Origin of the sequence: Croceibacterium salegens (genome assembly GCF_009827435.1) — a bacterium.
GTDB classification, from domain to species: domain Bacteria; phylum Pseudomonadota; class Alphaproteobacteria; order Sphingomonadales; family Sphingomonadaceae; genus Croceibacterium_B; species Croceibacterium_B salegens.
Window position 1 is genome coordinate 58,816 of the sequence record NZ_WTYM01000021.1, and the last position, 20,896, is coordinate 79,711.

Annotated in this window: 19 protein-coding genes; 5 read left to right on the top strand and 14 right to left on the bottom strand. The window is 66.9% G+C overall.

Annotated elements, in window-relative coordinates; genetic code table 11:
- The first annotated feature begins 8 nt into the window (after nt 1-8).
- Nucleotides 9-566 (top strand): fasciclin domain-containing protein, encoded by a 558-nt coding sequence (locus tag GRI89_RS00655; protein ID WP_159791339.1) that lies wholly within the window; start codon nt 9-11, stop codon nt 564-566.
- Here the strand turns inward: GRI89_RS00655 and GRI89_RS00660 are convergent.
- The 4 genes from GRI89_RS00660 to GRI89_RS00675 all read right to left on the bottom strand — a co-directional run bounded on the left by GRI89_RS00660 (nt 563) and on the right by GRI89_RS00675 (nt 9,146).
- Nucleotides 563-4,753, bottom strand: coding sequence for a translocation/assembly module TamB domain-containing protein (locus tag GRI89_RS00660; protein WP_159791340.1), 4,191 nt, complete (start codon nt 4,751-4,753; stop codon nt 563-565). The two genes, GRI89_RS00655 and GRI89_RS00660, sit on opposite strands and share 4 nt — an antisense overlap.
- A complete protein-coding gene (locus GRI89_RS00665) occupies nt 4,753-6,984 on the bottom strand; it encodes an autotransporter assembly complex protein TamA (RefSeq protein WP_235912607.1) in 2,232 nt (743 codons plus the stop codon). The genes GRI89_RS00660 and GRI89_RS00665 overlap by 1 nt, the downstream gene beginning before the upstream one ends.
- On the bottom strand, nt 6,887-7,735 hold the full coding sequence (locus GRI89_RS00670; RefSeq protein WP_328598011.1) for an arginyltransferase: 849 nt from the start codon (nt 7,733-7,735) through the stop codon (nt 6,887-6,889). Before GRI89_RS00670 ends, GRI89_RS00665 begins: the two co-directional genes overlap by 98 nt.
- Before the next feature lie 163 nt (nt 7,736-7,898).
- Entirely contained in the window at nt 7,899-9,146 is a 1,248-nt protein-coding gene (locus GRI89_RS00675; protein WP_159791342.1) for a threonine ammonia-lyase, read from the bottom strand.
- A 92-nt stretch (nt 9,147-9,238) separates the two neighbouring features.
- Between GRI89_RS00675 and GRI89_RS00680 the strand changes: the two genes are divergently transcribed.
- From GRI89_RS00680 to GRI89_RS00690, 3 genes are all read left to right on the top strand, one after another.
- Nucleotides 9,239-10,138: an NAD(P)-dependent oxidoreductase gene (locus tag GRI89_RS00680; protein ID WP_159791343.1), complete on the top strand. Its 900-nt coding sequence runs from the start codon at nt 9,239-9,241 to the stop codon at nt 10,136-10,138.
- Nucleotides 10,135-11,820: an amidohydrolase gene (locus GRI89_RS00685; RefSeq protein ID WP_159791344.1), complete on the top strand. Its 1,686-nt coding sequence runs from the start codon at nt 10,135-10,137 to the stop codon at nt 11,818-11,820. Before GRI89_RS00680 ends, GRI89_RS00685 begins: the two co-directional genes overlap by 4 nt.
- A gap of 164 nt (nt 11,821-11,984) precedes the next feature.
- Nucleotides 11,985-12,200, top strand: coding sequence for a hypothetical protein (locus tag GRI89_RS00690; RefSeq protein ID WP_159791345.1), 216 nt, complete (start codon nt 11,985-11,987; stop codon nt 12,198-12,200).
- Between the two features lie 32 nt (nt 12,201-12,232).
- Here GRI89_RS00690 and tatC read toward each other — a convergent pair whose 3' ends face one another.
- The 6 genes from tatC to nagZ are packed head-to-tail and all read right to left on the bottom strand — an operon-like array spanning nt 12,233 to nt 16,167.
- Complete coding sequence (gene tatC / locus GRI89_RS00695) at nt 12,233-13,057, bottom strand: twin-arginine translocase subunit TatC (protein WP_159791346.1); 825 nt, start codon at nt 13,055-13,057, stop codon at nt 12,233-12,235.
- Nucleotides 13,058-13,066: 9 nt separating this feature from the next.
- Nucleotides 13,067-13,420 (bottom strand): Sec-independent protein translocase protein TatB, encoded by a 354-nt coding sequence (tatB, locus tag GRI89_RS00700; protein WP_159791347.1) that lies wholly within the window; start codon nt 13,418-13,420, stop codon nt 13,067-13,069.
- A gap of 22 nt (nt 13,421-13,442) precedes the next feature.
- On the bottom strand, nt 13,443-13,670 hold the full coding sequence (gene tatA, locus GRI89_RS00705; RefSeq protein WP_328598012.1) for a twin-arginine translocase TatA/TatE family subunit: 228 nt from the start codon (nt 13,668-13,670) through the stop codon (nt 13,443-13,445).
- 33 nt (nt 13,671-13,703) lie between these two features.
- Nucleotides 13,704-14,348, bottom strand: a complete 645-nt coding sequence (scpB, locus tag GRI89_RS00710) for an SMC-Scp complex subunit ScpB (protein ID WP_159791349.1) — start codon at nt 14,346-14,348, stop codon at nt 13,704-13,706.
- The gene (locus tag GRI89_RS00715; protein WP_159791350.1) at nt 14,345-15,151 is read right to left on the bottom strand and encodes a segregation and condensation protein A; all 807 of its coding nucleotides are present in this window, start codon (nt 15,149-15,151) and stop codon (nt 14,345-14,347) included. Before GRI89_RS00715 ends, scpB begins: the two co-directional genes overlap by 4 nt.
- Nucleotides 15,148-16,167: a beta-N-acetylhexosaminidase gene (gene nagZ / locus GRI89_RS00720; RefSeq protein ID WP_159791351.1), complete on the bottom strand. Its 1,020-nt coding sequence runs from the start codon at nt 16,165-16,167 to the stop codon at nt 15,148-15,150. Before nagZ ends, GRI89_RS00715 begins: the two co-directional genes overlap by 4 nt.
- Before the next feature lie 56 nt (nt 16,168-16,223).
- On the opposite strand from nagZ, the gene GRI89_RS00725 reads away from it, so the two are divergent.
- Nucleotides 16,224-16,832 carry an O-acetyl-ADP-ribose deacetylase gene (locus tag GRI89_RS00725; RefSeq protein WP_456236767.1) on the top strand — a complete coding sequence of 203 codons (609 nt, stop codon included), beginning with the start codon at nt 16,224-16,226 and terminating at the stop codon, nt 16,830-16,832.
- On the opposite strand, the gene GRI89_RS00730 is transcribed toward GRI89_RS00725, so the two are convergent.
- Genes GRI89_RS00730 through GRI89_RS00745 form a run of 4 tightly spaced genes read right to left on the bottom strand, consistent with a single transcriptional unit; the run spans nt 16,814 to nt 20,894 of the window.
- Nucleotides 16,814-17,740: a sulfotransferase family protein gene (locus GRI89_RS00730; protein ID WP_159791352.1), complete on the bottom strand. Its 927-nt coding sequence runs from the start codon at nt 17,738-17,740 to the stop codon at nt 16,814-16,816. The genes GRI89_RS00725 and GRI89_RS00730 overlap by 19 nt on opposite strands.
- Before the next feature lie 40 nt (nt 17,741-17,780).
- Nucleotides 17,781-18,443, bottom strand: coding sequence for an SPOR domain-containing protein (locus GRI89_RS00735; protein WP_159791353.1), 663 nt, complete (start codon nt 18,441-18,443; stop codon nt 17,781-17,783).
- A gap of 3 nt (nt 18,444-18,446) precedes the next feature.
- Nucleotides 18,447-20,192, bottom strand: coding sequence for an arginine--tRNA ligase (gene argS, locus GRI89_RS00740; protein WP_159791354.1), 1,746 nt, complete (start codon nt 20,190-20,192; stop codon nt 18,447-18,449).
- Between the two features lie 54 nt (nt 20,193-20,246).
- The gene (locus GRI89_RS00745; RefSeq protein WP_159791355.1) at nt 20,247-20,894 is read right to left on the bottom strand and encodes a hypothetical protein; all 648 of its coding nucleotides are present in this window, start codon (nt 20,892-20,894) and stop codon (nt 20,247-20,249) included.
- Between the last annotated feature and the right edge of the window lie 2 nt (nt 20,895-20,896).

The window sequence follows — 20,896 nt, forward strand, 5'->3', positions numbered from 1 at the left end:
TGAGCGCAATGGCCAAACGCCCGCTTGCCGCCCTCGCGGCGCTTTCGCTGCTTGCCCTTGGCGCCTGCGACTCATCCGACGCCAGCCCTTCCGGCGATGCCGCACCGACCAAGGACACGCTAGCCGAAGCGATTTCCGACGATTCCAGCCTCAGCACGATTTCGGGTGCGCTCAGCCAGACGGGGCTCGCCCAAGTGTTCGACGGCGTCGGCTCCTATACCCTGCTCGCGCCCAACAACGACGCCTTCGATGGCCTCGGCGATATCGGTGACGACTTGCGCGACCCGGCGCAGAAGGCGGCCATGGCGGCGATCCTGCGCGACCATGTCCTGCCCGGCTACATGACGCCGGCGGACATCGCGAGTGCGGTCGAGGCCAAGGGCGGTTCGGTCGACGTCGAGACCATGGGCAACCACAAGCTTACCTTCAGCAAGTCGGGAAAGACCATCAAGGTGACCGGCGAAGACGGCTCGAGCGCGCTGTTCACGGGCGATGCGGTCAGGGCCAGCAACGGCGTCGCCATCCCGCTCGACGGAGTGCTCAAGAAGTTCGACGGCGAGAGCTAGTAGTCCTTCGAAACCTCGACCGAGGCGCTCTCGCGTCCGAGCGAGGAGACTGTTCCAAGCAGGGCCAGCCAGCTTGTAATCCGGAACTCCACCTCGGTCGCGGTGTAGCCGCGCCCGTCGGTGATGATCTCGGCATAGAACTTGCGCCCGAAACGCTTCCCCAATGCCAGCGCCGTGCCGCGGTCGAGCGAGGGATCGGCCGGAACGATGCGCAGGCGGTCGAGACCGACTGCCTGGCGCAGCTTGTTGATCGGATCGATCCCGCTGCCACCTCGCAGGCTGGCCAGCGCCGCGCCGAGCTGCAGCGCATCGGTCGCGCTCAGGTTGCTGATCGAACCGCCGAACAGCAGGCGCGCGAGGATTTCTTCTTCGGGCAGCGAGGGCGAGGAACTGAAGGTGACTTCCGGCTGGGTCGCCCGGCCGCCGACGTTGACCGCCACGCTGGTCCCGTTGGCCTCGGTTTCGGCGACGAGGTCGATGCGCGGATCGGGCGGCACGTTTTCGTCGAAGTCGATGATGCCGCGGGTGATGTCGAAACGCGTTCCGGCGAAGGTGTAGAAGCCCTGCCGCGGAACGATCGTCGCGGTACCGCCAATGCGCGGGTCGGACGTCGTGCCGCGCAGGCGGATATTGGCGCGCCATTCGCTGTCGAGGCCCATTCCATCGACCTTTACCTGGTTCGGTGCCGACGCGTCGATCAGGAAGCGCCACGGCGCGCCCGGCGCGCGAGGGGGGGCGACATCGGCCGGCATGTTTATTTTGCGCGTCCTGATGTTCGGCAGTTCCTCGCTGGCCGCGGCGGCGCCAAGCCGCCAGCGCGCCTTGTTGACCTTGAGGCGGCCCGCAATCGTCCCGCCGACCCCGGTCGAAACGATGCGGATGGGGCCGGTGACCGTGGCGCCCATTGTCGGCAGGTCGAGGACCCGCGCGTTGCTCGCCGCCAGCCGCAAGTCGATCGACGGCCCCTGTCCCGGTCCGATGTTGGAGAGGTCGATGACGCCGCTGCCGGTGACTGTCCCACCGTTGGGGTCGTTCCCCGAGAGGCTGGTCAGTTGCAGCCGCGAGCCGGCGAAGCGTCCACGCGCCTTGACCTGCTTGAGGTCGGTGCCGGTCAGCGCGCTTTGCGCGCGCAGCGTGTCGCCGGCGATCGTGCCCGAGACGTCGGGATTGCGCAGTGTGCCGCGGGCATCCGCCGAAACGCGGATCGGGCCGTGGAGGTCGAGGAAGTCGAGCGCGGCGAGCCGCCACAGCGCATCGGCCGGACCGTCGTAGCGAAGCTGGGCCTGCAGGTTGCCGTCTTCGAGCCGGTCGAACAGCGGAGCGCCGGGGGCGCCCATGCTGATGCGGCCCTGCAGCCGGCCCTTGACCCCGCCATCGTCCTGCAGGACCGCGCGAGCCTGCAGCAGCGTCGGCGAAAGCCGGGCGACCAGCGCGAGGTCGATCGGGCGCGAGGTCAGGACGAGGCCCGAGCGGGTCAGGCCCCTGGCCATGACTCGCGCCTCGCCGGTCGGGTCGCCATTCGCACCGCCGGCCAGATCGACGATGCCCGAGATCGTGCCGCCAAGGCCGACATCGCCGCCGACGACGTCGATCAGCGACAGCGGCATCTTGTCGAGGCTGAACTTTCCGCTCGCCGGCCGGCCGCCGCCGAACCGGCCTTCGGCGATCGCCCGACCTTCTCCGAAGTCGAGCTGGGTCGGGCGCAGTTCCCAGCCGCCGTCGGGCAGCTTGGCAAGGATCGCCCGCCGCGGCATGGCAATCTTGCGCGACCCGTAACTGCCCTTTGCCGCCAACGCGACCTGGTCCGCGTTGGCGCTGCCCGTCAGCTGCAGGTCGAAGCCGCTGCCGCGCCGGCCGCTCAGCGCAGCGTCGAACTTGCCGACCCCGTCGACGACGTCGGCCTTGCCCGAGAAACGGCCGACGAACAGCTGGCCATAGCTGATCCCCTGCGCGCGCGCCTCGCCCGAGATCGTGGTCTTGCCCCCGCCCACGGTGCCCGTGGCGGTCAGGTTTGCCCGGCGAACGGTCAACGGAGTTGCCCCTCCGAAGCTGGCATCGTTCGCCACGAGCCTGACGTCGAAACCCTGCCCGCCCCCGCGCGGTGCAAGGTCGACCGTTCCATCGACTCCACCGTGTTCGAGGGTCAGCGAGCCGGTGGCCGCGCCATTGGCGATGGCGAGCTGTCCGGTCACGTCGGTGTCCGAAACGTGGAACCTGTCGACCGCGATGGTCACCGGCGCGCCCGCAGGCATGGCAATCCGCAAGGCGCCGTCGAACGGCCCGAGCAGCGACTGGCCGTTCGTGTCGATGTCGAAGCCGTCATCGTTCGGCGCAAGCGCCACGTGGACGTCCTTCAACCCGGCTGAAGGCAGCGGGCTGGCGAAGACGAGCGTGGCGCGGGGACCGTCGCCGGCAATTGCTGCCTGGAAGGTGAACTCGCCATAATCGGCCTGGCGTCCAGTGCCCGCCAGCGTGGTCCTTCCGCCCTCCACCCTGCCGTCGAGCGCCAGCGTCAGCTTGCTCGCCTGGAGGCGTGTCTTGGAGAATGCGATCGGCCGTCCCGCACCCAGCGTCACCCCGCCGCCGAAGCGGATGTTGTCGCCCGCGACGTTGGCGATCGTCGCGTTGCTGACTTTCGCCAGCCGCCCGGTGAAATTGGCCGTCAGCGTCCACGGCACGCCGGTGCCGGTCTTGAACAGGATCTTGGCGCCCGCATCCATCGTGCCGACGTTGTCGAGCGGCAGCCCGCGGATCTCGACCGGCCCGGCCAGTGCATAGACGCCGCGTGCGGTATCCCCGCGCAGGGTCAGTCTGACGTCGAGACCGGGGAAGACGAGGCGCAGGTTGTCCGAACCGAGGTCGCTGCCCTTGAGCGCAATATCGCCGCGCAGAGTTCCGCCGACGAGCCGCGGATCGATCACGCTGTTGCCGCTGGTGACGCGCGCCACCTTGGCGTCGAGGGGCAGGTCCAGCTTGCCGTCGGCGAAGCGCATCGTGCCGCGTTGCTCAAGACCGCTAAGTCTGGTGCCGGAAAAGTCGGCCGTCGCGACCGTCAGTTCGTGCGGCACCGTCAGCGTGCGGAACGGTCCGTCGAGCTGCGCCGACAGCCGCGCGCCTTCCAGCCGGGTGCCCTTGCCGAGCAAGGCCGGATCCCGCGCCGTCGCGGTCAGTTCCACACGGTCGAAGGCATTGTCGGCGAGGTCCACCGCGCCCTTGGCGCCGAAATCGATCCCGCCGCCGCGCACCACGGCCGCACCTGTCGCGACGCTGTCCTTGAGCGTTCCGACCACCGCCACGCGCGGGGCCGTGCCGAGCGCCCGCGCCCGCAGGCCCGAGACGTAACCGTCAGGACGGACGACACCCGCCACGGTATAACGGCCGCCGCGGTTCTCGACCTTGAGGTCGGCGAGCTGCACCTTGCCCTGCCGGCCGGTGAACTTGCCGTTCCACTGGGTCCAGGTACCGTCGCCCGCCAGCTTGAGGCGCAGGGTATCGGTGGCCCCGACGAGCGAGGCGAGCAGGCCGCCGGCCGGGGCGCGATAGTCGAGATCGAGGTCGAAGCGGTCGCCGTCCGGTTCGGCGTCGACCAGCAGCGCCAGCACATCGCCGCCGCCCAATTCGCCGTCGGCATCGAGCAGTACCTTGCCCTTGCGCACGTCCGCCTTGGCGCGGAAATCGATCGCCCGCTCCTCGCCCAGCAGGCCCTTGGCGACGTGCAGGTCGTCGACCAGCAGGCGGTCCACGCGAATGTCGAAATCCGGCAGGATCGGCGCGTTCGGATCACCGGGCTTGAGATCGGGCCGGGCGTAGAGCGTCCCCTCGTGGAGTGCGAGGTTGCGCACATCGAGCCCGGTGAAAGGGAACTTGTACGGCCGCCAGTTGAGCTCGATTTCGGGCACCGAAAGGAACAGCGTGCCGTCGGCATCGCGGAACTTCACGTCGTAGAAGGTCGCGTTCCACAGCACCGATCCGCCGACGCGCCCGACGGTAACGCTCAGCCCGCTGGCGGGCGCGTACTTGGCGATCCGGTCGACGATGAATTGCCGCCCGGGCGGTGTGTGCAGGAATACGACGACCGCAGCGAAGAGCAGGACAAGGACAAGCAGGACGCGCGCTGCCCAGCGCCCGGCGCGCCGCGCGGCCAGCCAAGCACCGCTGCCGGTTTCGGGGGCGTCGTCGTCAGCCATCAGAAGGCCTGGCCCAGTCCGACATAAACGCCAAAATTCGCATCGTTCGGCCCCGGATTGAGCGGGACGCCGAAATCGACCCGGATCGGGCCGAAGCCCGTATTGTATCGGATGCCGATACCCGCGCCGATCTTGATATTGGCGAAGTCCGGTGTCGCGCCCGATGCCACAGTGCCAGCATCGACGAACGGGACTATGCCGAGCGCGCCGCCGAGCATGCCGGTCTTGATCCGCGCTTCTAGCGAGAATTCGGCCAGCGAGCGTCCGCCGACCGGATCGCCGACCGAGCTTTGCGGTCCGATCTTCTGGTAGCCGTAGCCGCGAACGGACCCGCCGCCACCGCCATAGAGCCGCCGCGACGGGGCGATCTCATCGACCGTCGCACCGGGAATGCTGGCAATTCGCGCGCGGCCGGCGACGACGATCTTGTCGCTCATCGGCAGGTAGTACGAAGCGTCGAACTGGCTGCGCACATAGAAGGCATCGACGCCGTTGGTCCGCGCCACTTCGGGCGAGATTCGCGCGGAGAGACGGAAGCCCCTGGTCGGATCAAGCAGGTTGTCGCTGGTGTCCCACTGGATGTAGCCGGGCAACGCGGCGATCAGGTAGGTCTGCCATACCCCGCGCTTGCCGACCTTCTTCGCGGTCCGTTCCCGCGTGGCGACAAGCTCGAGCCCGCCCGACCAGCTTATCTCCTTCTGGAACAGCAGCGTGCTCAGCCGTTCGAAGGTACCGACCAGCGAGGCCGTCTCCGCATCGTAGGCGGCGTAGTCGACCGTGGTGGCATAGGCGTCGATCGTCAGGACCTGGTCGCGGCCGAGGAAGTTGTTGCGCCGGAAGGTCACCCCGGCGAGCTGTTCCTGCGTGCCGGCGATGCCGCGGACCTTGAGCGCCCCCTCGGGCGGGAACAGGTTGCGATGCTCCCAGCTACCCGCGAGCTTGAAACCTTCACCCGTGCCGTAGCCGATCGAGCCTTTCACCGTGCGCAGCTTGGCCTCGGTCATCTCGACCTGCATGTCGACCACGCCCGGTTCGTCGCCGACCGGCGGGGAGATCTCGACCGGCTTGAGCGTCGTGGTGCTGACGAGCCCGGTCGCCTGGATCGCCCGGCGCAGGTCGAGTTCGTCGCTGCGCTTGTAGAGGTCGCCGGGCTCGAAGCGGGCGATTTCGGCGAGGTGCCTCCCCGAGAGGAACTTGGGCAGGTTGCTGGTAACCGTGCCGAAAACGTACTTACCGTTCGGCGTGACCTTCAGCGTCAGGTCGCCTTCCTGCCGGTCGTGATCGACTAGCAGCTCGAGATCGTCGATGGCCGCGAAGGGATAGCCGGCCTCGCCAAGCGCAGAGTCGAGCGCGGCCTGGCCGGTCGCGATTTCAAAGGAATTGAGCGGGTCGCCGCCGTGCATACCGAAGGCATCGAGCATCTCGCCATAGTCGGCGCCGGTCATAGCGAGGTCGCCGAAGTCGAGCGCCCCCAGCGCATAGCGTGTGCCGGGGAGTACGAGGAAACGCACCGAGGGTTGTGCGGGATTGGCCGCGCCCTCGGCGCCTTCGGCGGCCTCACCGCCGATGGAGCGGATGACCTGCGCATCGTAGTAGCCGTAGAGCCGCAGCAGCCGTTCCAGCAGCGCCTCGTCCTCGCGCGATTGCGCCGCCAGCTGCGCGGCATTGTCGCCGGCATTGTCCGCCTCGATGGTCGAAAGCTCCTGGAAGCGCCGCGACAGGTCGTCGCGCTCGGGGAGCAGCGAGCTATCGGTCGGGAAGACGATTGTCAGCGCACGCGACACATTCACGGTGTCGCCTTCGTTCCTCGATGCGGGGGCCGCGTCCTCTTCGGCGAAAGTGATGTCCTGCTCGGGCGCCAGCGCCTCGACCGCCGGAAGTTCGAGGTCGTCGGGCCACGGAACGTCGAGCTGCGACATTTCGTCCAGCGCGGTATCGATCGCCATGTCGTCTTCGACCGGAACTGCGTCAGGCGCACCCTGTTTGGCCCAGTCCTCGGGATTGTCGACGGCGCTGTCGGGAATCAGGTCCTCTAGTTCGGGGGCGGTCGTACTATCCTGCGCGGCGGCCGGCTGGGCAATCAGCGCAGCGCTCGCGGCGAGCGCCGCCAGCAGCCGCCGAAGAAAAGCGCCGTCAGGCGATCTTGTACTGGTGGTGGCCGCCGGGAGCGCCGTCTTTCGATCCGCCTTCGACCGAGGGAACGGCGCTGCGGGGCCGCACGGCGGCGGCAATGAGCGCGGCCTGCTCCTCTTCGGAGAAACGCTGCCAGCCACCGGGTCCGAGTTTTTCGAGCGGACGATAACGCACCTTGTATTGCATACGCTGGGAACCCTCGACCCAGTAGCCGAGGTAAACATAGGGCAAACCTTCCCGCCCTGCTCGCCTAATGTGATCGAGGATGATGTAGTTCCCAAGCCCCGTGCGGAATTCATGATCGGGATCGTAGAAGCTGTAAATCATTGAGAGGCCGTCACCTTGCCGATCGGTCAGGCAGGCGCCGACGAGGCGCCCTGGCTTTCCGCCGACCGAAGGTTCGCGGTATTCGATGACGCAGCTCGAAACCGAGGTGTGCTCGACCATGTCGGCATAGTCGACCTCGTCCATGGCCGCCATGCCGCCGCCGGGATGGCGCGCGCCGAGGTACTTCTGCAGCAGCTCGAACTGTTCGGCGGTCGCCCAGGGGCGGCACTCGGTCGCGACCATGTCCTTGTTGCGCTTGGTGTTGCGCTTCTGGGTGCCCGAGGGTGCGAATTCGCCGGCCACGACCCGCACCGAAATGCACGCCCGGCAGTCGGCACAGCTCGGGCGGTAGGCGACGGTCTGGCTGCGGCGGAAACCGATACGGCCGAGCGCGTCGTTCAGTTCCTCGGCATGCGGACCCTTCAACTCGGTGAACACCTTGCGCTCGGTCTTGCCCGGCAGATACGGGCAAGGCGCAGGGCTCGTCACGAAGAAGCGGGGGAAACGTACCGGGGCCGTCACGGTGCTAGGCGGTCCTCTCCAAGCCAAAACAGGTCCAGTTGCGCGAAACCCACGTATGCGCGCAGGACTCGCTGCTTAGAAGAGTATTAACCGCAATTTTCCCCTGTTGTAGGGTTAATTTTCACAACTGCGGCAAGAACGGGCCAATCCGACCCATAATTGGTCAATTCAGCTCGACTTGGCTAACCGCGTAACCCTTGGCGCGCAGCGCGGCGACCAGCTTTTCGAGCTGCTGGCGGTCGCGCGCCTCGCATTCGATGTCGGTCACCAGGCCCTTGGCCGGCAGGTCGGTGAAGATCCGCTGGTGGTAGATCTCAAGGATGTTGACGCTGTGCGCGTCGAACTCGTGCATCACCTTGTAGAGCGCGCCGGGGCGATCCTGCAGGGTGATCCTGAGGCGCGCGAGGCGGCCGTCGCGAGCAAGGTCGCGCAACAGGACGTTGGCCAGCAGCCGGGTGTCGATGTTGCCGCCGCACAGCACCAGCCCGACCTTCTTGCCGGCGAAGCGCTCGCGATGCGCCAGCACCGCGGCCAGCCCTGCGGCGCCCGCACCTTCAACGACCGTCTTTTCGATCTGCAGCAGCAGCGAGACGGCCTTTTCCAGCTCAGGTTCGCTGACCAGCACGATATCGTCGACCAACGCCTCGATGATCTGCGCGGTGAACTCGCCCGGTTCCTTGACCGCAATGCCCTCAGCCAGGGTGTCGCCGCCACAGGGCAGGGTGGCATGCTTGATCCTGTCGTACATCGACGGATAGAGCGCGGCCTGCACGCCGAGGACTTCGATCGCCGGGTTCTTCGCCCGGGCGACCGTCGCCATGCCGGAGATCAGCCCGCCGCCGCCGATCGGCACGACGAGGGTGTCGAGCTCGGGCGCATCGGCGAGCATTTCGAGCGCCACAGTGCCCTGCCCCGCCGCGACGTTGGGATCGTCGAACGGATGCACGAAGGTCAGCCCGAGCTGCTTTTCCATGCTGCGGGCATAGGCATAGGCCTCGTCGAAGGTTTCGCCTTCGAGCAGGACCTTTCCGCCCACTGCCTCGGTCTGCATGACCTTCACCACCGGGGTGGTCTTGGGCATGACGATGGTGACCGGAACGCCGAGGCGCGTGCCGTGATAGCTCAGGCCCTGCGAGTGGTTGCCGGCGCTTGCGGCGATGACGCCGCGCTTGCGCTGCTCCTCGTCCATCAGCAGCAAGGCGTTGAGCGCGCCCCGCTCCTTGTAGGCCGCGGTGAACTGCAGGTTCTCGAACTTGAGCCAAATCTGTGCGCCGGATATCGCCGACAACGTCTTGCTGTACAGCGTCGGGGTGCGCACGACGGCATCGGCGATCCGCCCCGCGGCGACTTCGACATCGGCCAGTGTCAGCGCGGCCAGCGCGGCATTCGGGGCGTGATCTGCTTCGCTCATCGGAGGCGGGCCGTAATGCAAAACGCCCGGCAAGGGAAACCCGAAACCCACAACGATTGCTTTGCTCCGGACAAGGCGGCAGGGATGCACACATGACTACAGCCAAGCGCATCGCATTCCTCGGTCTCGGCGTGATGGGCGCGCCGATGGCCGGTCACCTCGCCCGCCGCGGCCACCGCGTCACCGCCTACAATCGCTCTGCCGACCGCGCCGCGACGTGGCTGGAGAAGTATTCGGCCGAGGGCCTCGATGTCGCTACCGCGCCGAGCCCGGCCGAGGCGGCTGCCGGACAGGACCTCGTGATCACCTGCGTCGGCAACGACAACGATCTTGCCGAAGTGGTGCTGGGTGACGGCGGCGCGCTGGTCGCCATGGTGCCGGGAGCACTTTTCATCGACCACACGACCGTTTCACCGGCCATCGCCCGAAACATTGCCAATCAAGCGGCCGAACGGAGAATTGAAGCGCTTGATTCGCCGGTTTCCGGCGGCCAGGCGGGGGCCGAGAACGGCAAGCTCGCGATCATGTGCGGCGGATCGGTTCGGGCGATGGACAGCGCCCGCCCGGTCATGGAAGCCTATGGCGCGAGGATCGTCCATATCGGCGAGGCCGGCGCCGGGCAGGCGTGTAAGGCGGTGAACCAGATCTGCATTGCCGGCGTGCTCGCGGGCCTGTCGGAAGGCGTTCGCTTCGCCCAAGGCGCCGGGCTCGACATGGAGCGGGTGCTGGAAGCGATTTCCGGCGGCGCGGCGCAGTCGTGGCAAATGGAGAACCGCTGGAAGACCATGGCCGCCGGCGAGTTCGACTTCGGCTTCGCGATAGACTGGATGCGCAAGGACCTGGCGATCGCGCTCGGCGAAGCGAAGGACCGCGGAATGTCGCTGCCGGTGACCGCGCTGGTCGACCAGTTATATGCCCGGGTGCAGGCTGCGGGAGGCGCGCGGCAGGACACCAGCGCCCTGATCCGCCACCTGCCGGAGGCCTGCGCATGATCCGCCGCACGCTGCTGGCGCTCGCCCTGCTGGCTCCCGCCCCCGCCCTCGCCGACACGCTGCTCGACAATGTCGACGGGATCTCCGTCGATCGCGAGGGCCGGGTCACGCGCTTCAGGGGGCTGGTGTTCGACGACAACGGCCGCATTACCCGCGTGCTCAAGTCCGGCGAGAAGGCGCCAAAGGTCGATTACCGCGAAGACGGCCGCGGCCGCGTCGTCATTCCCGGGCTGATCGATGCCCATGCCCACGTCATGAGCCTCGGCATTTCGCTGCTTACGCTCGACCTGTCGAACACCCGCACGCTGGCCGAAGCGCAGGCGAAGATCGCCGCTTACGCCGCCGAACATCCCGACCGGCCATGGATCATCGGACGCGGCTGGAACCAGGAAACCTGGGGATTGGGCCGCTTCCCGACGGCCGCCGAACTCGATGCCGCAGTGGCAGACAGGCCGGTCTGGCTCGAACGGGTCGACGGCCATGCCGGCTGGGCCAACTCGGCCGCCCTGAGAGAAGCGAACATTACGGCGAAGACAGCGGACCCGAGCGGCGGTCGGATCGAACGCCTGCCGGGCGGCAAGACCCCTGCCGGCGTTCTCGTCGACGGGGCGACGACCCTCATAGACTCGCTGATTCCGCCGCCGCGCCCGGAAGACCGCGACCTCGCGCTGGTCAAGGCGCAGGAACTGCTGGTCGGCAACGGGGTCACCGCGGTCGCCGACATGGGCACTAGCGCCGAGGACTGGATGACCTTCCGCCGGGCCGGCGACGAGGGGCGGCTGCGGATCCGCATCATGTCCTATGCCAGCGACGTGCCGACGATGCAGTTGATCGGCGGGCCGGGACCAACCGTATGGCTCTACGACGACCGGCTGCGGATGAACGGCATCAAGCTCTACCTCGACGGGGCGCTCGGCTCGCGCGGGGCATGGCTCAAGGCACCCTATGCGGACGATCCCGGCAACACCGGCCTGCAACTGCTCAACGGCACGCAGCTGCGCAACCTGATGAGCCGCGCGGCGATCGACAACTTCCAGGTCGCCGTGCACGCGATCGGCAATGCCGCCAATTCCGAAGTGCTCGATGCGATCGACGAACTGAGCGATACCTACGGTGGCGACCGGCGCTGGCGCATCGAGCATGCCCAGGTCGTCGATCCCGCCGACTTCGCCCGCATCGCCATACACGGCACGATCGCCTCGATGCAGCCGGTTCACCAGACCAGCGATCGGCTGATGGCCGAGGCCCGTCTCGGTCCGGACCGGCTGGCCGGAGCCTATGCCTGGCGGACGATGCAGGACAATGGCGTGTCGCTAGCCTTCGGTTCCGACGCCCCGGTCGAGGCGCCCGTGCCGCTCGAAGGCATTGCGGTGGCGATCAGCCGGACCGACGCCGACGGGGAGCCGTTCGGGGGATGGCGTCCGCAAGAAGCGGTAACGCGCGAGACGGCGCTGGCCGCCTACACCGCCGAGGCCGCCTACGCCGGCTTCGCCGATGGACGTTTCGGCCGGCTCGAAGTCGGCGAACGGGCCGATTTCCTGGTCCTCGACCGCGACCCGCTGCTGTCGAATCCGGATGAAATCCGGGCGACGAGGATCCTGCAGACATGGATCGGTGGAATGCGTGTATTCGGGGGCGATGCACCCGCCCGTGAAGACGAAGGGCGCAAGATCACGCGTTAAATTCGAACAGGTAGATATACTTATGAGGCGCTTCGCATATGCAGCGCAAAAATCTAAACCATTATCGATATTTGGCATGCGCCTGATATCGTGTTATCAGGCCCGGAGCAGGCTGCGCTGGGGTAGCTTGCTGCGATGTGTTTGAAAGGATGTTTATGTCTCTTATGCGAACCGCGGGCACTGCGATCGCAATCTCGGGCCTGTTGCTCGGATCGACCGTAGCCCAGGCGGCTGCACCGGCTCGCCAGTCCTCGGAAATTTCTGACAGCGAAGCCTTTGCTGGCACCGGTTTCGGCTGGGTTATCGCGGCCCTGATTGCAATCGGGATCATCCTCGTGATCGCCGGCGACGATTCGACGGACGCGCCGACCAGCCCGTAGGTTTTTCGGTTAGTTGACAGTGCGCGGCGGGCTTATTCCGCCGCTTCATCCGTTTCAGTGGCGGCGGCATCTTCGGATGCGGCCGCTTCTGCCCGTTCGCGTGCAGCCCTCTTCTCGTTGAAGCGCATCAGCAACAACGAACCTTCGAACAGGATCAGCAGGGGCGTCGCCAGCAGGAACTGCGAGACAACGTCAGGCGGCGTAATCACCGCTGCGACGATGAACACCCCGACGATCACATAGCGCCGCGCGCCCACCAGTTGTTGGCGCGTCACCAGCCCGGCCCGGTTGAGCAGCAACAGCAGCACCGGCAACAAGAAGCTGATGCCGAAGGCGAGGATGAAGCGCATCGCCAGGTCAAGGTATTCGCCCATCGCCGGCAGCGCTTCCTGCTGCAGTCCGGCGGTCGTGCCTTCGAAACCGAGGAACCACTTGAAGGCGGTCGGCATGACGACAAAGTAGGCGAGGCTCGCCCCCATCCCGAACAGGATCGGCGTGGCGACGAGAAACGGTAAGAAGGCCTTCTTCTCCCGCGCGTAGAGCCCCGGGGCGACAAACTGCCACAACTGATTGGCGATCACCGGAAAGCTTACGAAGAAGGCCGCGAACATCGCTACCTTTATGTTCACGAAGAACGCTTCGTAGAGCTTGGTGTAGATCAGCTTGCCCTCCCCTTCCGGAAAGGCTGCGGCGAGCGGCCTGACCAGCAGGGCGAAAATGTCGTCGGCGAAATAGAGACAGGCGAAGAAGGCGACGCCGAACGCCGCGACCGCCCGTACCAGCCGCGAGCGCAGCTCGATCAGGTGGTCGAGCAGCGGGGCCTGCGTCTCGTCGATATCGTGGATCTTGAACGCCATGTCCGCGGGTCAGTCCTGCTTGTCGGGCGGCGGTGCGGTGCGGGATTCAGCGCTGGAGCCCGCCGCCGGATCCGGTTGCGGCCGAGACGGCAGGGCGCCTGTCGGTTCCATTTCCGGCGGCGCGTCAGCCGGGTGCTCGGCCATGATCTTGGCGTTCTGCTCGGCCCATTTCTTTTCCATCTCTTCCATCTCAGCTTCGCGGATCATGGTTTCGAGACCGGCACGGAAATGGTTCGAGACACGCCGGATCTTGCCGATCCAGCGCCCCGCGGTGCGCATGGCCAGAGGCATGTCCTTCGGGCCGATGACCAGCACCGCGATTATGACGATGACCAGCAGTTCCTGCGCGTCGATACCGAACATGTGGGGGCGCTCCCGCCCGGAGTCAGTTGGCGGTCTTGTCCGACGTCGGCTGCTTTTCGGGGGCCTTGACGTCCTCGGCCGGTCCCTCAATCCGCTGCGCCGGCTTGGCCGGCTCCTCGTCGGTCATACCTTTCTTGAAGCTTTTGATGCCCTTGCCGAAGTCCCCCATCGTTTCAGAAATCCGCCCGCGCCCGAACAGGACGAGCACGACGAGCAGGATAATTACGATCTGGAATGGTCCGACGTTCACTGGAAAGTACTCCAAAAGCTTTGACCGCGGAGTCTAGGCGCTTTCCTCGTGGTTTTCCAGCACGGCATCGTCGCCGTCTTCCGTCTCTTCGAATGGTTCGTCGGCGGCCTCGGAATCGTCGTCGTCCAGCGAGGTCATGGCCTCGTAGGCATCGTCGACCGGGTCGAGCAGCCCGGCAGCCTTGAGCTCGTCGAGCCCGGGCAGGTCCTTGCGGCTTTCGAGCCCGAAGTGGCTGAGGAACTCGGGCGTGGTGGCGTAGATGACCGGGCGCCCCGGCACCTCGCGCCGCCCGGCGACGCGGACCCAGCCCGCCTCCATCAGCACGTCGAGCGTCCCGCTGCTGGTCTGCACTCCGCGGATCGCCTCGATCTCGGCGCGGCTGACGGGCTCGTGATAAGCGACGATCGCCAGCACCTCGGTCGCGGCGCGCGACAAGCGGCGGACCTGTTCCTTCTCGCGCCGCAGCAGGTGCGCCATGTCGGGCGCGGTCTGGAATTGCCATCGCTTGCCGCGCTCGACCAGCCGGATGCCGCGCTCGCTGTAATGTTGGGCCAGTTCGACCAGTGCCTCGCGCACGTCGGCGCCGCCGAGATGGGCCGAAAGCTGTTCGGCGGTCATCGGCTCTTCAGCCGCGAACAGCGTCGCCTCGACGCCGCGGACGAGTTCGTCGGGTTTCATGAAGCGAGCCTTCGAAGGTGTAGCGGTCCGAACGACTCCTGCTGCCGGATTTCGGCGCGCCCGAGCCGGGCCAGTTCGAGCGCCGCGACGAAGCTGGAGGCCAGCGCAGAGCGCCTCAGGCGCGGGTCCGAATGCTGCGGCAGGAACGAGCGCAGTTCCATCCAGTCGAGCGTTACGCCGAGCATGGCCGAGACCCGGTCGAGCGCGGAATCGAGCGTCATCACCGGCCGCTCGCGAACCATGTGCACCACCGGTTCGTTGCGCGCCTTCATCTGCCCGTAGGTCGAGACGAGCTGGTACCAGTCGCACTGCCAGGCGTTGACGCGGTCGACGCGCAGGCCCTCCGGCGCTCCGCGCAGGAACACGTCGCGCCCGACCCGGTCGCGCGCCATCAGCCGCGCCGCGGCCTCGCGCATCGCGCCGAGCCGTTGCAGGCGCAGTTGCAGGCGCAGCGCCAGTTCCTCGGGGCTTGGGTCTTCCTGCTCCTCCTTGGGCAGCAGCAGCGCCGACTTCAGGTAAGCGAGCCAGGCCGCCATCACGAGATAGTCGGCGGCGATCTCGAGCTTCAGCGCCTCGGCCCGCTCGATATAGGCGATGTACTGGTCGACCAGCGCGAGGATCGAGATCTCCCGCAGGTCTACTTTCTGACGTCGCGCAAGGTCGAGAAGCAGATCGAGCGGTCCTTCCCACCCGTCCAGCTCCAGATAAAGCGCTTCATCGACACTTGGAGCGGCACCAGGGCCCTCCCATTCGTCGTTCACGGAGTCGACTTCGACGCCGAGCATCAGGCCGTCCTCGGTCATGCCGGCACCCCTGCCGCCTCGAGCAAGGCGTCGCGCTTCGCCAGCAATTCGGCCTGGTCGCCCGCCGTTGCACTGTCGCCCGAAGCCTCGAGCGCGCGCTCGAACCGGAGCGTGGTTTCCTCGCTCATCGCCGGCAGTCGCTCGGTGATTCCGATCATGTCGTCCATCTTGCCCCAGCAGTTGAGCGCGACGTCGCACCCGGCAGCAATGGCCCGCTCGGCGCGCTCGGGTACCGAACCGCTCAGCGCCTGCATGTCGAGGTCGTCGGTCAGCAGCAGACCGGTGAAACCGATCCGCTTGCGGATGATCTCGCCGATGACGAATTCGGACAGCGTCGCCGGGTTCTCGGCATCCCATACCGTGTAAAGGACGTGCGCGGACATCCCGATCGGAGCGTCCGAAAGGCTGCGGAACGGCTCGATATCGGTATCCAGTTCTGCCTCGCTCGCCTCGACCCGCGGCAGTTCCTTGTGGCTGTCGCACATCGCCCGCCCATGGCCCGGCATGTGCTTGATGCAGCCGGTCACCCCCGCACGCGCCAGCCCGGCAAGGACCGCGCGGCCGAGCGCGGCGACCTGCAGCGGCTCGCTGCCCAGCGCACGGTCGCCGATGACATCGTGTGCGCCTGGCTGGCGCACGTCGAGCAGCGGCGTATAGTCGACTGTCACGCCGACTTCGGCGAGGTCGATAGCCAGCGCCTCGGCATTTGCCCGCGCCGCTTCGATCGCGCTGGCCGGCGCGACGTTCCACAGCTTCGCGAAGGTCTCGCCCGGCGGGAATCCCTGCCACACAGGCGGCTTCATCCGCGCGACACGGCCGCCTTCCTGGTCAATCGAGATGAAGCACCGATCGCGCCCGTGGATCGAGCGCAGGTCGTCGGTCAGCGCGCGCATCTGTTCGCGGCTCTCGCAGTTCCGGGCGAACAGGATGTAGCCCGCCGGATCGGCCTCCCTGAAGAAGGCGCGCTCGTCGGCGGTCAGCTCGGTGCCGGAAAAGCCGAAGATCGCAGGCGTCATAAGAGGATGAAGGTCGCAGGATTTACGGATGCGGGCAAGCACATGTGCGTTAGGGAGTGTGGACAGTAACCAAGGCAGCCACAGACGTTGCACGGCCCGGCGCACCGACTTATCGCACCGCCATGGGCATCACCGGCCAAACTCGTCTGACCGTCACGACCGGAAACATCGTCACCTTCGAAGTCGACGCGATCGTCAACGCCGCCAATTCGTCACTCCTTGGTGGCGGCGGGGTCGACGGCGCTATCCATCGTGCCGCTGGCCCCGACCTGGTGCACGAATGCCGCCTGCTCGGCGGATGCAAGACCGGACAAGCCAAGCTGACCAAAGGCTACCGGTTGCCGGCGCGCCATATCATTCACACCGTCGGGCCTGTCTGGCGGGGCGGCGAGAACGGCGAACCCGGGCAGCTGGCGAGCTGTTATCGCGCCTCGCTCGAGGTCGCTCGGGCGCACAACCTGCGCACCATCGCCTTTCCGGCCATTTCGACCGGGATTTACGGATACCCCCTCGCGATGGCTGCGGACGTCGCGGCGATGACGGTCATGCACGCGGTCGGACAGTATCCCGAAGCCTTCGACGAAATCACTTTCGTCTGCTTCAAGGACGACGCGAGCGATATTGTCCGCGGAGCGGTTTCGCGCGTCTATCTCGCCAGGGGATAGCCCATCTCAGCCAATGGCAGGTCGCGCAACTCTGCGAGCCGGGCGTTGCTCGGTGCGTAGTAGGCGGCGATTTCGTCGGCCACGCCTTGCGGCAGACGGAAGGGGCCGCCCGGCATCGCCTTGAGCAAGAACCGCACGATGTTGCGCAGCGCGTGGCCCCCGGGCGGGTCCATGTACCAGTCCTTGTTGGCCACCGACTGGCGGGTGAAGCGGTTAGCGAAGCGCAGGCCCTCCATGCCCGACTCGCTGTGCGAGACGTTGGCCCCGCGCTTGTCGAGCACGCCGGGCGGAAACCGGACGCCGAGATCGGCCTCGATCCGCTCGAACAGCGCCTGCGGCTCGCGCAACTGCTCGTAGGGATAGACGAACACGTTCTCGCGCCCGAAGGTCGCGTCGTAGAGGGCGATGAGGCGGTCGTATTCGAAGTGCTCCCACTCGAAGGCCGGGGCCTTGAACGGCGCCTTCAGCGCGCCGTGGACACGCTCGTAGGTGTGCAGGTACTTGTCGAGGCTGTAGGTCCCTCCGCCGGCGACATACTGGCTGTAGCTCGCCCGGATGGCGTCGGGCTGGCTGCGGATGAAGATGACGATCCGCGCATCGGGCAGCGCCGCATGGATGCGCCGCACCGCCTCGGGCGCCATCAACCCGTGGAGCCCGCCGTTGTGGATGTAGCCGGAGAGGTTTTCCTCGCTCAGCACGACCGGCTTGTCGCGGGTGTCGAGGGCCAGCACACGGCGCGCCTCGGCGGGATCGAAGTGCATGCCCGGCGGATCGAGCAGGGCCGCTTGCGTGACCTTGCGCGGGATCCAGTCGTGGCTGTCCAGCGAAGGCCAGATGGCCTTCTGGAACCATGTCGTCGCCGTCTTGTGGTAGCCGATGTGGACGATCGGCCGCTGCCCGCTGGTCATGCCCCTGTCCTAGCCGCGCCCGCGCCCACGGGCCAGCCGATCAGTTCTTGACCTGGCAATCCGCGCCGGAGGCCTTGAGGCTGCTGCAAAGCTGCTGCGCCGCACCAAGGTCGCCCGCAACCGCCTGCAGGCGGAAGATCGGGCTGCCGTCGACCGTCCCTTCGAGGACACGGTGACTCACGCCCGAAAGCGCCGAATGTTGCCCGGAAAGCGACTGCCAGCCCTGCTCGGCGCGCTCGCGGCTCGAATAGGCGCCGACCTGCACGCCGACACCGCCGTTCGCTGGCTGGTCGCGATCGATGCTCGGTTCGGGCACCACAGTGCTGCCTTCGCCGACGCGCGATTCGACCTGCTGGCCCTCGGCGACCGCGAAACTTGCATCGCCGGTTCCAGCGGCGGTAGCGCCGCCCGGATCGTCGGGCCGTTCCTTGTAGGGTTCTTCAGGTGCAGTGATCGTGCTGCCATCGGCAACCAGCGCCGGATCTGCCTGTCGGTTCAGCATCCACCAGCCAACGCTGATGATCGCCCCCAGCAGCGCAAGCGCAGCCACGACAAAAATGACCATCCGCCGCGTGTCGACTTCGCCCTCTTCGTACTGGTCGTCGGCTTCCAGCCAGGGCAGCCGATCATCTTCGTCGGCGAACGCCAGCTCTTCGACTTCGACCGCATCATCCAGGTCGTCCTGGTCGCCCACCCCGGTCATAACCTACAGCTCCTCGACTGCCTCAACCCCCAATACAGCAAGGCCGTTACGAATTACCTGCCCGATTTGCGCACCGAGGAAAAGCCTCGCCCCGGTGAGTTGCGGGTCCTGTGCCAGGATGATGCGCTTTGCCGGGTCGTCGTTCCCCATGTTCCAGAAGGCGTGGAACGCGGCCGCGAGGTCGTAGAGGTAGAAGGCGATGCGGTGCGGCTCGCGCGCCAGTGCCGCGGCCTCGACTGTGCGTGGGAACTGCGCCGCCAGCTTGACCAGCGCCAGTTCGTCATCGCCCAGCCGGTCGAGATGCTCGTCCGAAGGCGCCAGACCCTCCGCCGCAGCCTTCCGCAGCGTCGAGCGGATCCGCGCATGGGCATACTGGACGTAGAAGACGGGATTGTCCTTCGACGCTTCGACCACCTTGGCAAAGTCGAAGTCCATCTGCGCCTCGGGCTTGCGGGTCAGCATGGTGAAACGGACGACGTCCTTGCCGACCTCACCGACCATGTCGGCGATGGTCACGAAGTTGCCCGAACGCTTCGACATCTTGGCCGGCTCGCCGCCGCGCAGCAATTGAACCATTTGCACGAGCTTTACGTCGAACGGAATCGGCTTGCCTTCGCCCTCGGAAAGCGCGGCGACGGCCGCCTTGATGCGCTTGACGGTGCCGGCATGGTCGGCGCCCCAGACGTCGATCAGCTCGTCGGCCGTCGCGGCCTTCTGCATGTGATAGGCAAGGTCGGCGCCGAAATAGGTCCAGCTGCCATCCAATTTACGGATCGGTCGATCCTGGTCGTCGCCAAACCTGGTCGAACGGAACAGCGGCAGTTCGACCGGCTCCCAATCCTCGGGCGCCTTGCCCTTGGGCGCCTCGAGCATGCCGTCGAACACGAGGTCGTGTTCGCGTAGCCAGGCTTCCGCCGCCTCGGGCTTCTTTTCCGCCTGCAACTCGGCCTCGGACGAGAACACGTCATGCCGGATACCGAGCAGCGCGAGGTCGGAGCGGATCATGTCGAGCATGGCCGCGACCGCGCGCTCGCGGAACAAGTCGAGCCATTCGCTTTCGGGTGCGGAGGCGTACTTGTCGCCGAATTCGCTCGCCAGCGCCTGGCCGATCGGGACGAGGTAGTCGCCCGGATAGAAGCCCGGCGGTATCTCGCCGATGTCTTCGCCGAGCGCCTCGCGATAGCGCAAGTGGACCGAGCGGCCGAGCGTCTGGACCTGCGCCCCGGCGTCGTTGACGTAGTACTCGCGGGTCACGTCGTAGCCGGCGAATTCAAGCAGGCTGGCCAGTGCATCGCCGACCACCGCGCCGCGGCAGTGGCCCATGTGCATCGGCCCGGTCGGGTTGGCCGAGACGTATTCGACGTTGACCCGCCGACCCGCGCCGACGGTCGACCGCCCGAAGTCGTCGCCGAGCGCTGCAATCGCTTCGATCTCACCGCGCCAGGCATCTCCACCGAGCCGCAAGTTGATGAAGCCGGGCCCGGCAATTTCCGCGCTGGCGATGGCCGGATCGCGCGAAAGCTGGCCGACGATCGCTTCGGCAAGCGCGCGCGGATTCGTGCCGGCGGGCTTGGCCAGCACCATGGCCGCGTTGGTCGCGAGGTCGCCGTGAGAGGGATCGCGCGGCGGCTCGACGCTGACATCGGCGCGCGCCAGCCCGGCGGGCAGCGCGTCCTCGGCCTCCAGCGCAGTAAGCACCGCATCGATCTTGGCCGCAAAGGCGGCGTAAAGGGTTTGTGTATCGGACATTGTGCGCGCGCCGTTAGCCTGTTTGGCGCGCGCGGGAAAGGACTTGGACCCGGCCTAGCGCGTGACGTTGTAGCCGAGCTGGTCCTGCGTCAGCTGGAAACCGACCAGCAATTCGAAGCTGGCGCGCGAGACCGCGGCGCGGACCGCCGGATCGGCCAGCGGATCGACGGCAGCGTCGGCCTGTCCGGCCTTGCGCTTACGGGTGATCCGCTCGCGGATGTCGTCAGGAAGGGTCGCTTCGGCCTTGTCGATGAAAGCGCCGCCCGATCCGGTAGCGGAGGCGCGGGCCTGGCCGTCGGGGAATTCGAGCGTCACGGTGCCGATACGCTTGGAAACCACCGCATTGCCGCCGCGAATGACGCTGGCGAAGTACGGCAGTTGGACGGTGCGCGCGCCGCTGGTGTTACGGCGCTGGGCGAAGACGATGAAACTCGCCTGGGCGTAAATCCGCTCGCCCGACTCGTCACAGGTCGAGCGAACGTCGGTCATCGAGGCGGTCACGTCGATGGCGTCCGAGGTCACCGATCCGGCCGGCGAGAACAGCGTGACATCGCCGGTGTAATCCGGAATGCCGACCGCCGGGCAGGCGGTGCGCAGCGCGGTGATACCGACACCTTCATCGACGACGAGATCGCCTTGCGTCTTGCACCCGGCAAGGGTCGCGAGGGCCAGTCCGGCAAAGGCGGCGGTACGGATCTTCATGC

Excerpts from the sequence above, each read along its gene's own strand:
- GRI89_RS00655 (WP_159791339.1), top strand. The coding sequence starts at position 9 with ATGGCCAAACGCCCGCTTGCCGCCCTCGCGGCGCTTTCGCTGCTTGCC.
- GRI89_RS00660 (WP_159791340.1), bottom strand. The coding sequence starts at position 4,753 with ATGGCTGACGACGACGCCCCCGAAACCGGCAGCGGTGCTTGGCTGGCC.
- GRI89_RS00675 (WP_159791342.1), bottom strand. The coding sequence starts at position 9,146 with ATGAGCGAAGCAGATCACGCCCCGAATGCCGCGCTGGCCGCGCTGACA.
- GRI89_RS00680 (WP_159791343.1), top strand. The coding sequence starts at position 9,239 with ATGACTACAGCCAAGCGCATCGCATTCCTCGGTCTCGGCGTGATGGGC.
- GRI89_RS00685 (WP_159791344.1), top strand. The coding sequence starts at position 10,135 with ATGATCCGCCGCACGCTGCTGGCGCTCGCCCTGCTGGCTCCCGCCCCC.
- GRI89_RS00690 (WP_159791345.1), top strand. The coding sequence starts at position 11,985 with ATGCGAACCGCGGGCACTGCGATCGCAATCTCGGGCCTGTTGCTCGGA.
- tatC (WP_159791346.1), bottom strand. The coding sequence starts at position 13,057 with ATGGCGTTCAAGATCCACGATATCGACGAGACGCAGGCCCCGCTGCTC.
- tatB (WP_159791347.1), bottom strand. The coding sequence starts at position 13,420 with ATGTTCGGTATCGACGCGCAGGAACTGCTGGTCATCGTCATAATCGCG.
- scpB (WP_159791349.1), bottom strand. The coding sequence starts at position 14,348 with ATGAAACCCGACGAACTCGTCCGCGGCGTCGAGGCGACGCTGTTCGCG.
- GRI89_RS00715 (WP_159791350.1), bottom strand. The coding sequence starts at position 15,151 with ATGACCGAGGACGGCCTGATGCTCGGCGTCGAAGTCGACTCCGTGAAC.
- nagZ (WP_159791351.1), bottom strand. The coding sequence starts at position 16,167 with ATGACGCCTGCGATCTTCGGCTTTTCCGGCACCGAGCTGACCGCCGAC.
- GRI89_RS00730 (WP_159791352.1), bottom strand. The coding sequence starts at position 17,740 with ATGACCAGCGGGCAGCGGCCGATCGTCCACATCGGCTACCACAAGACG.
- GRI89_RS00735 (WP_159791353.1), bottom strand. The coding sequence starts at position 18,443 with ATGACCGGGGTGGGCGACCAGGACGACCTGGATGATGCGGTCGAAGTC.
- argS (WP_159791354.1), bottom strand. The coding sequence starts at position 20,192 with ATGTCCGATACACAAACCCTTTACGCCGCCTTTGCGGCCAAGATCGAT.
- GRI89_RS00745 (WP_159791355.1), bottom strand. The coding sequence starts at position 20,894 with ATGAAGATCCGTACCGCCGCCTTTGCCGGACTGGCCCTCGCGACCCTT.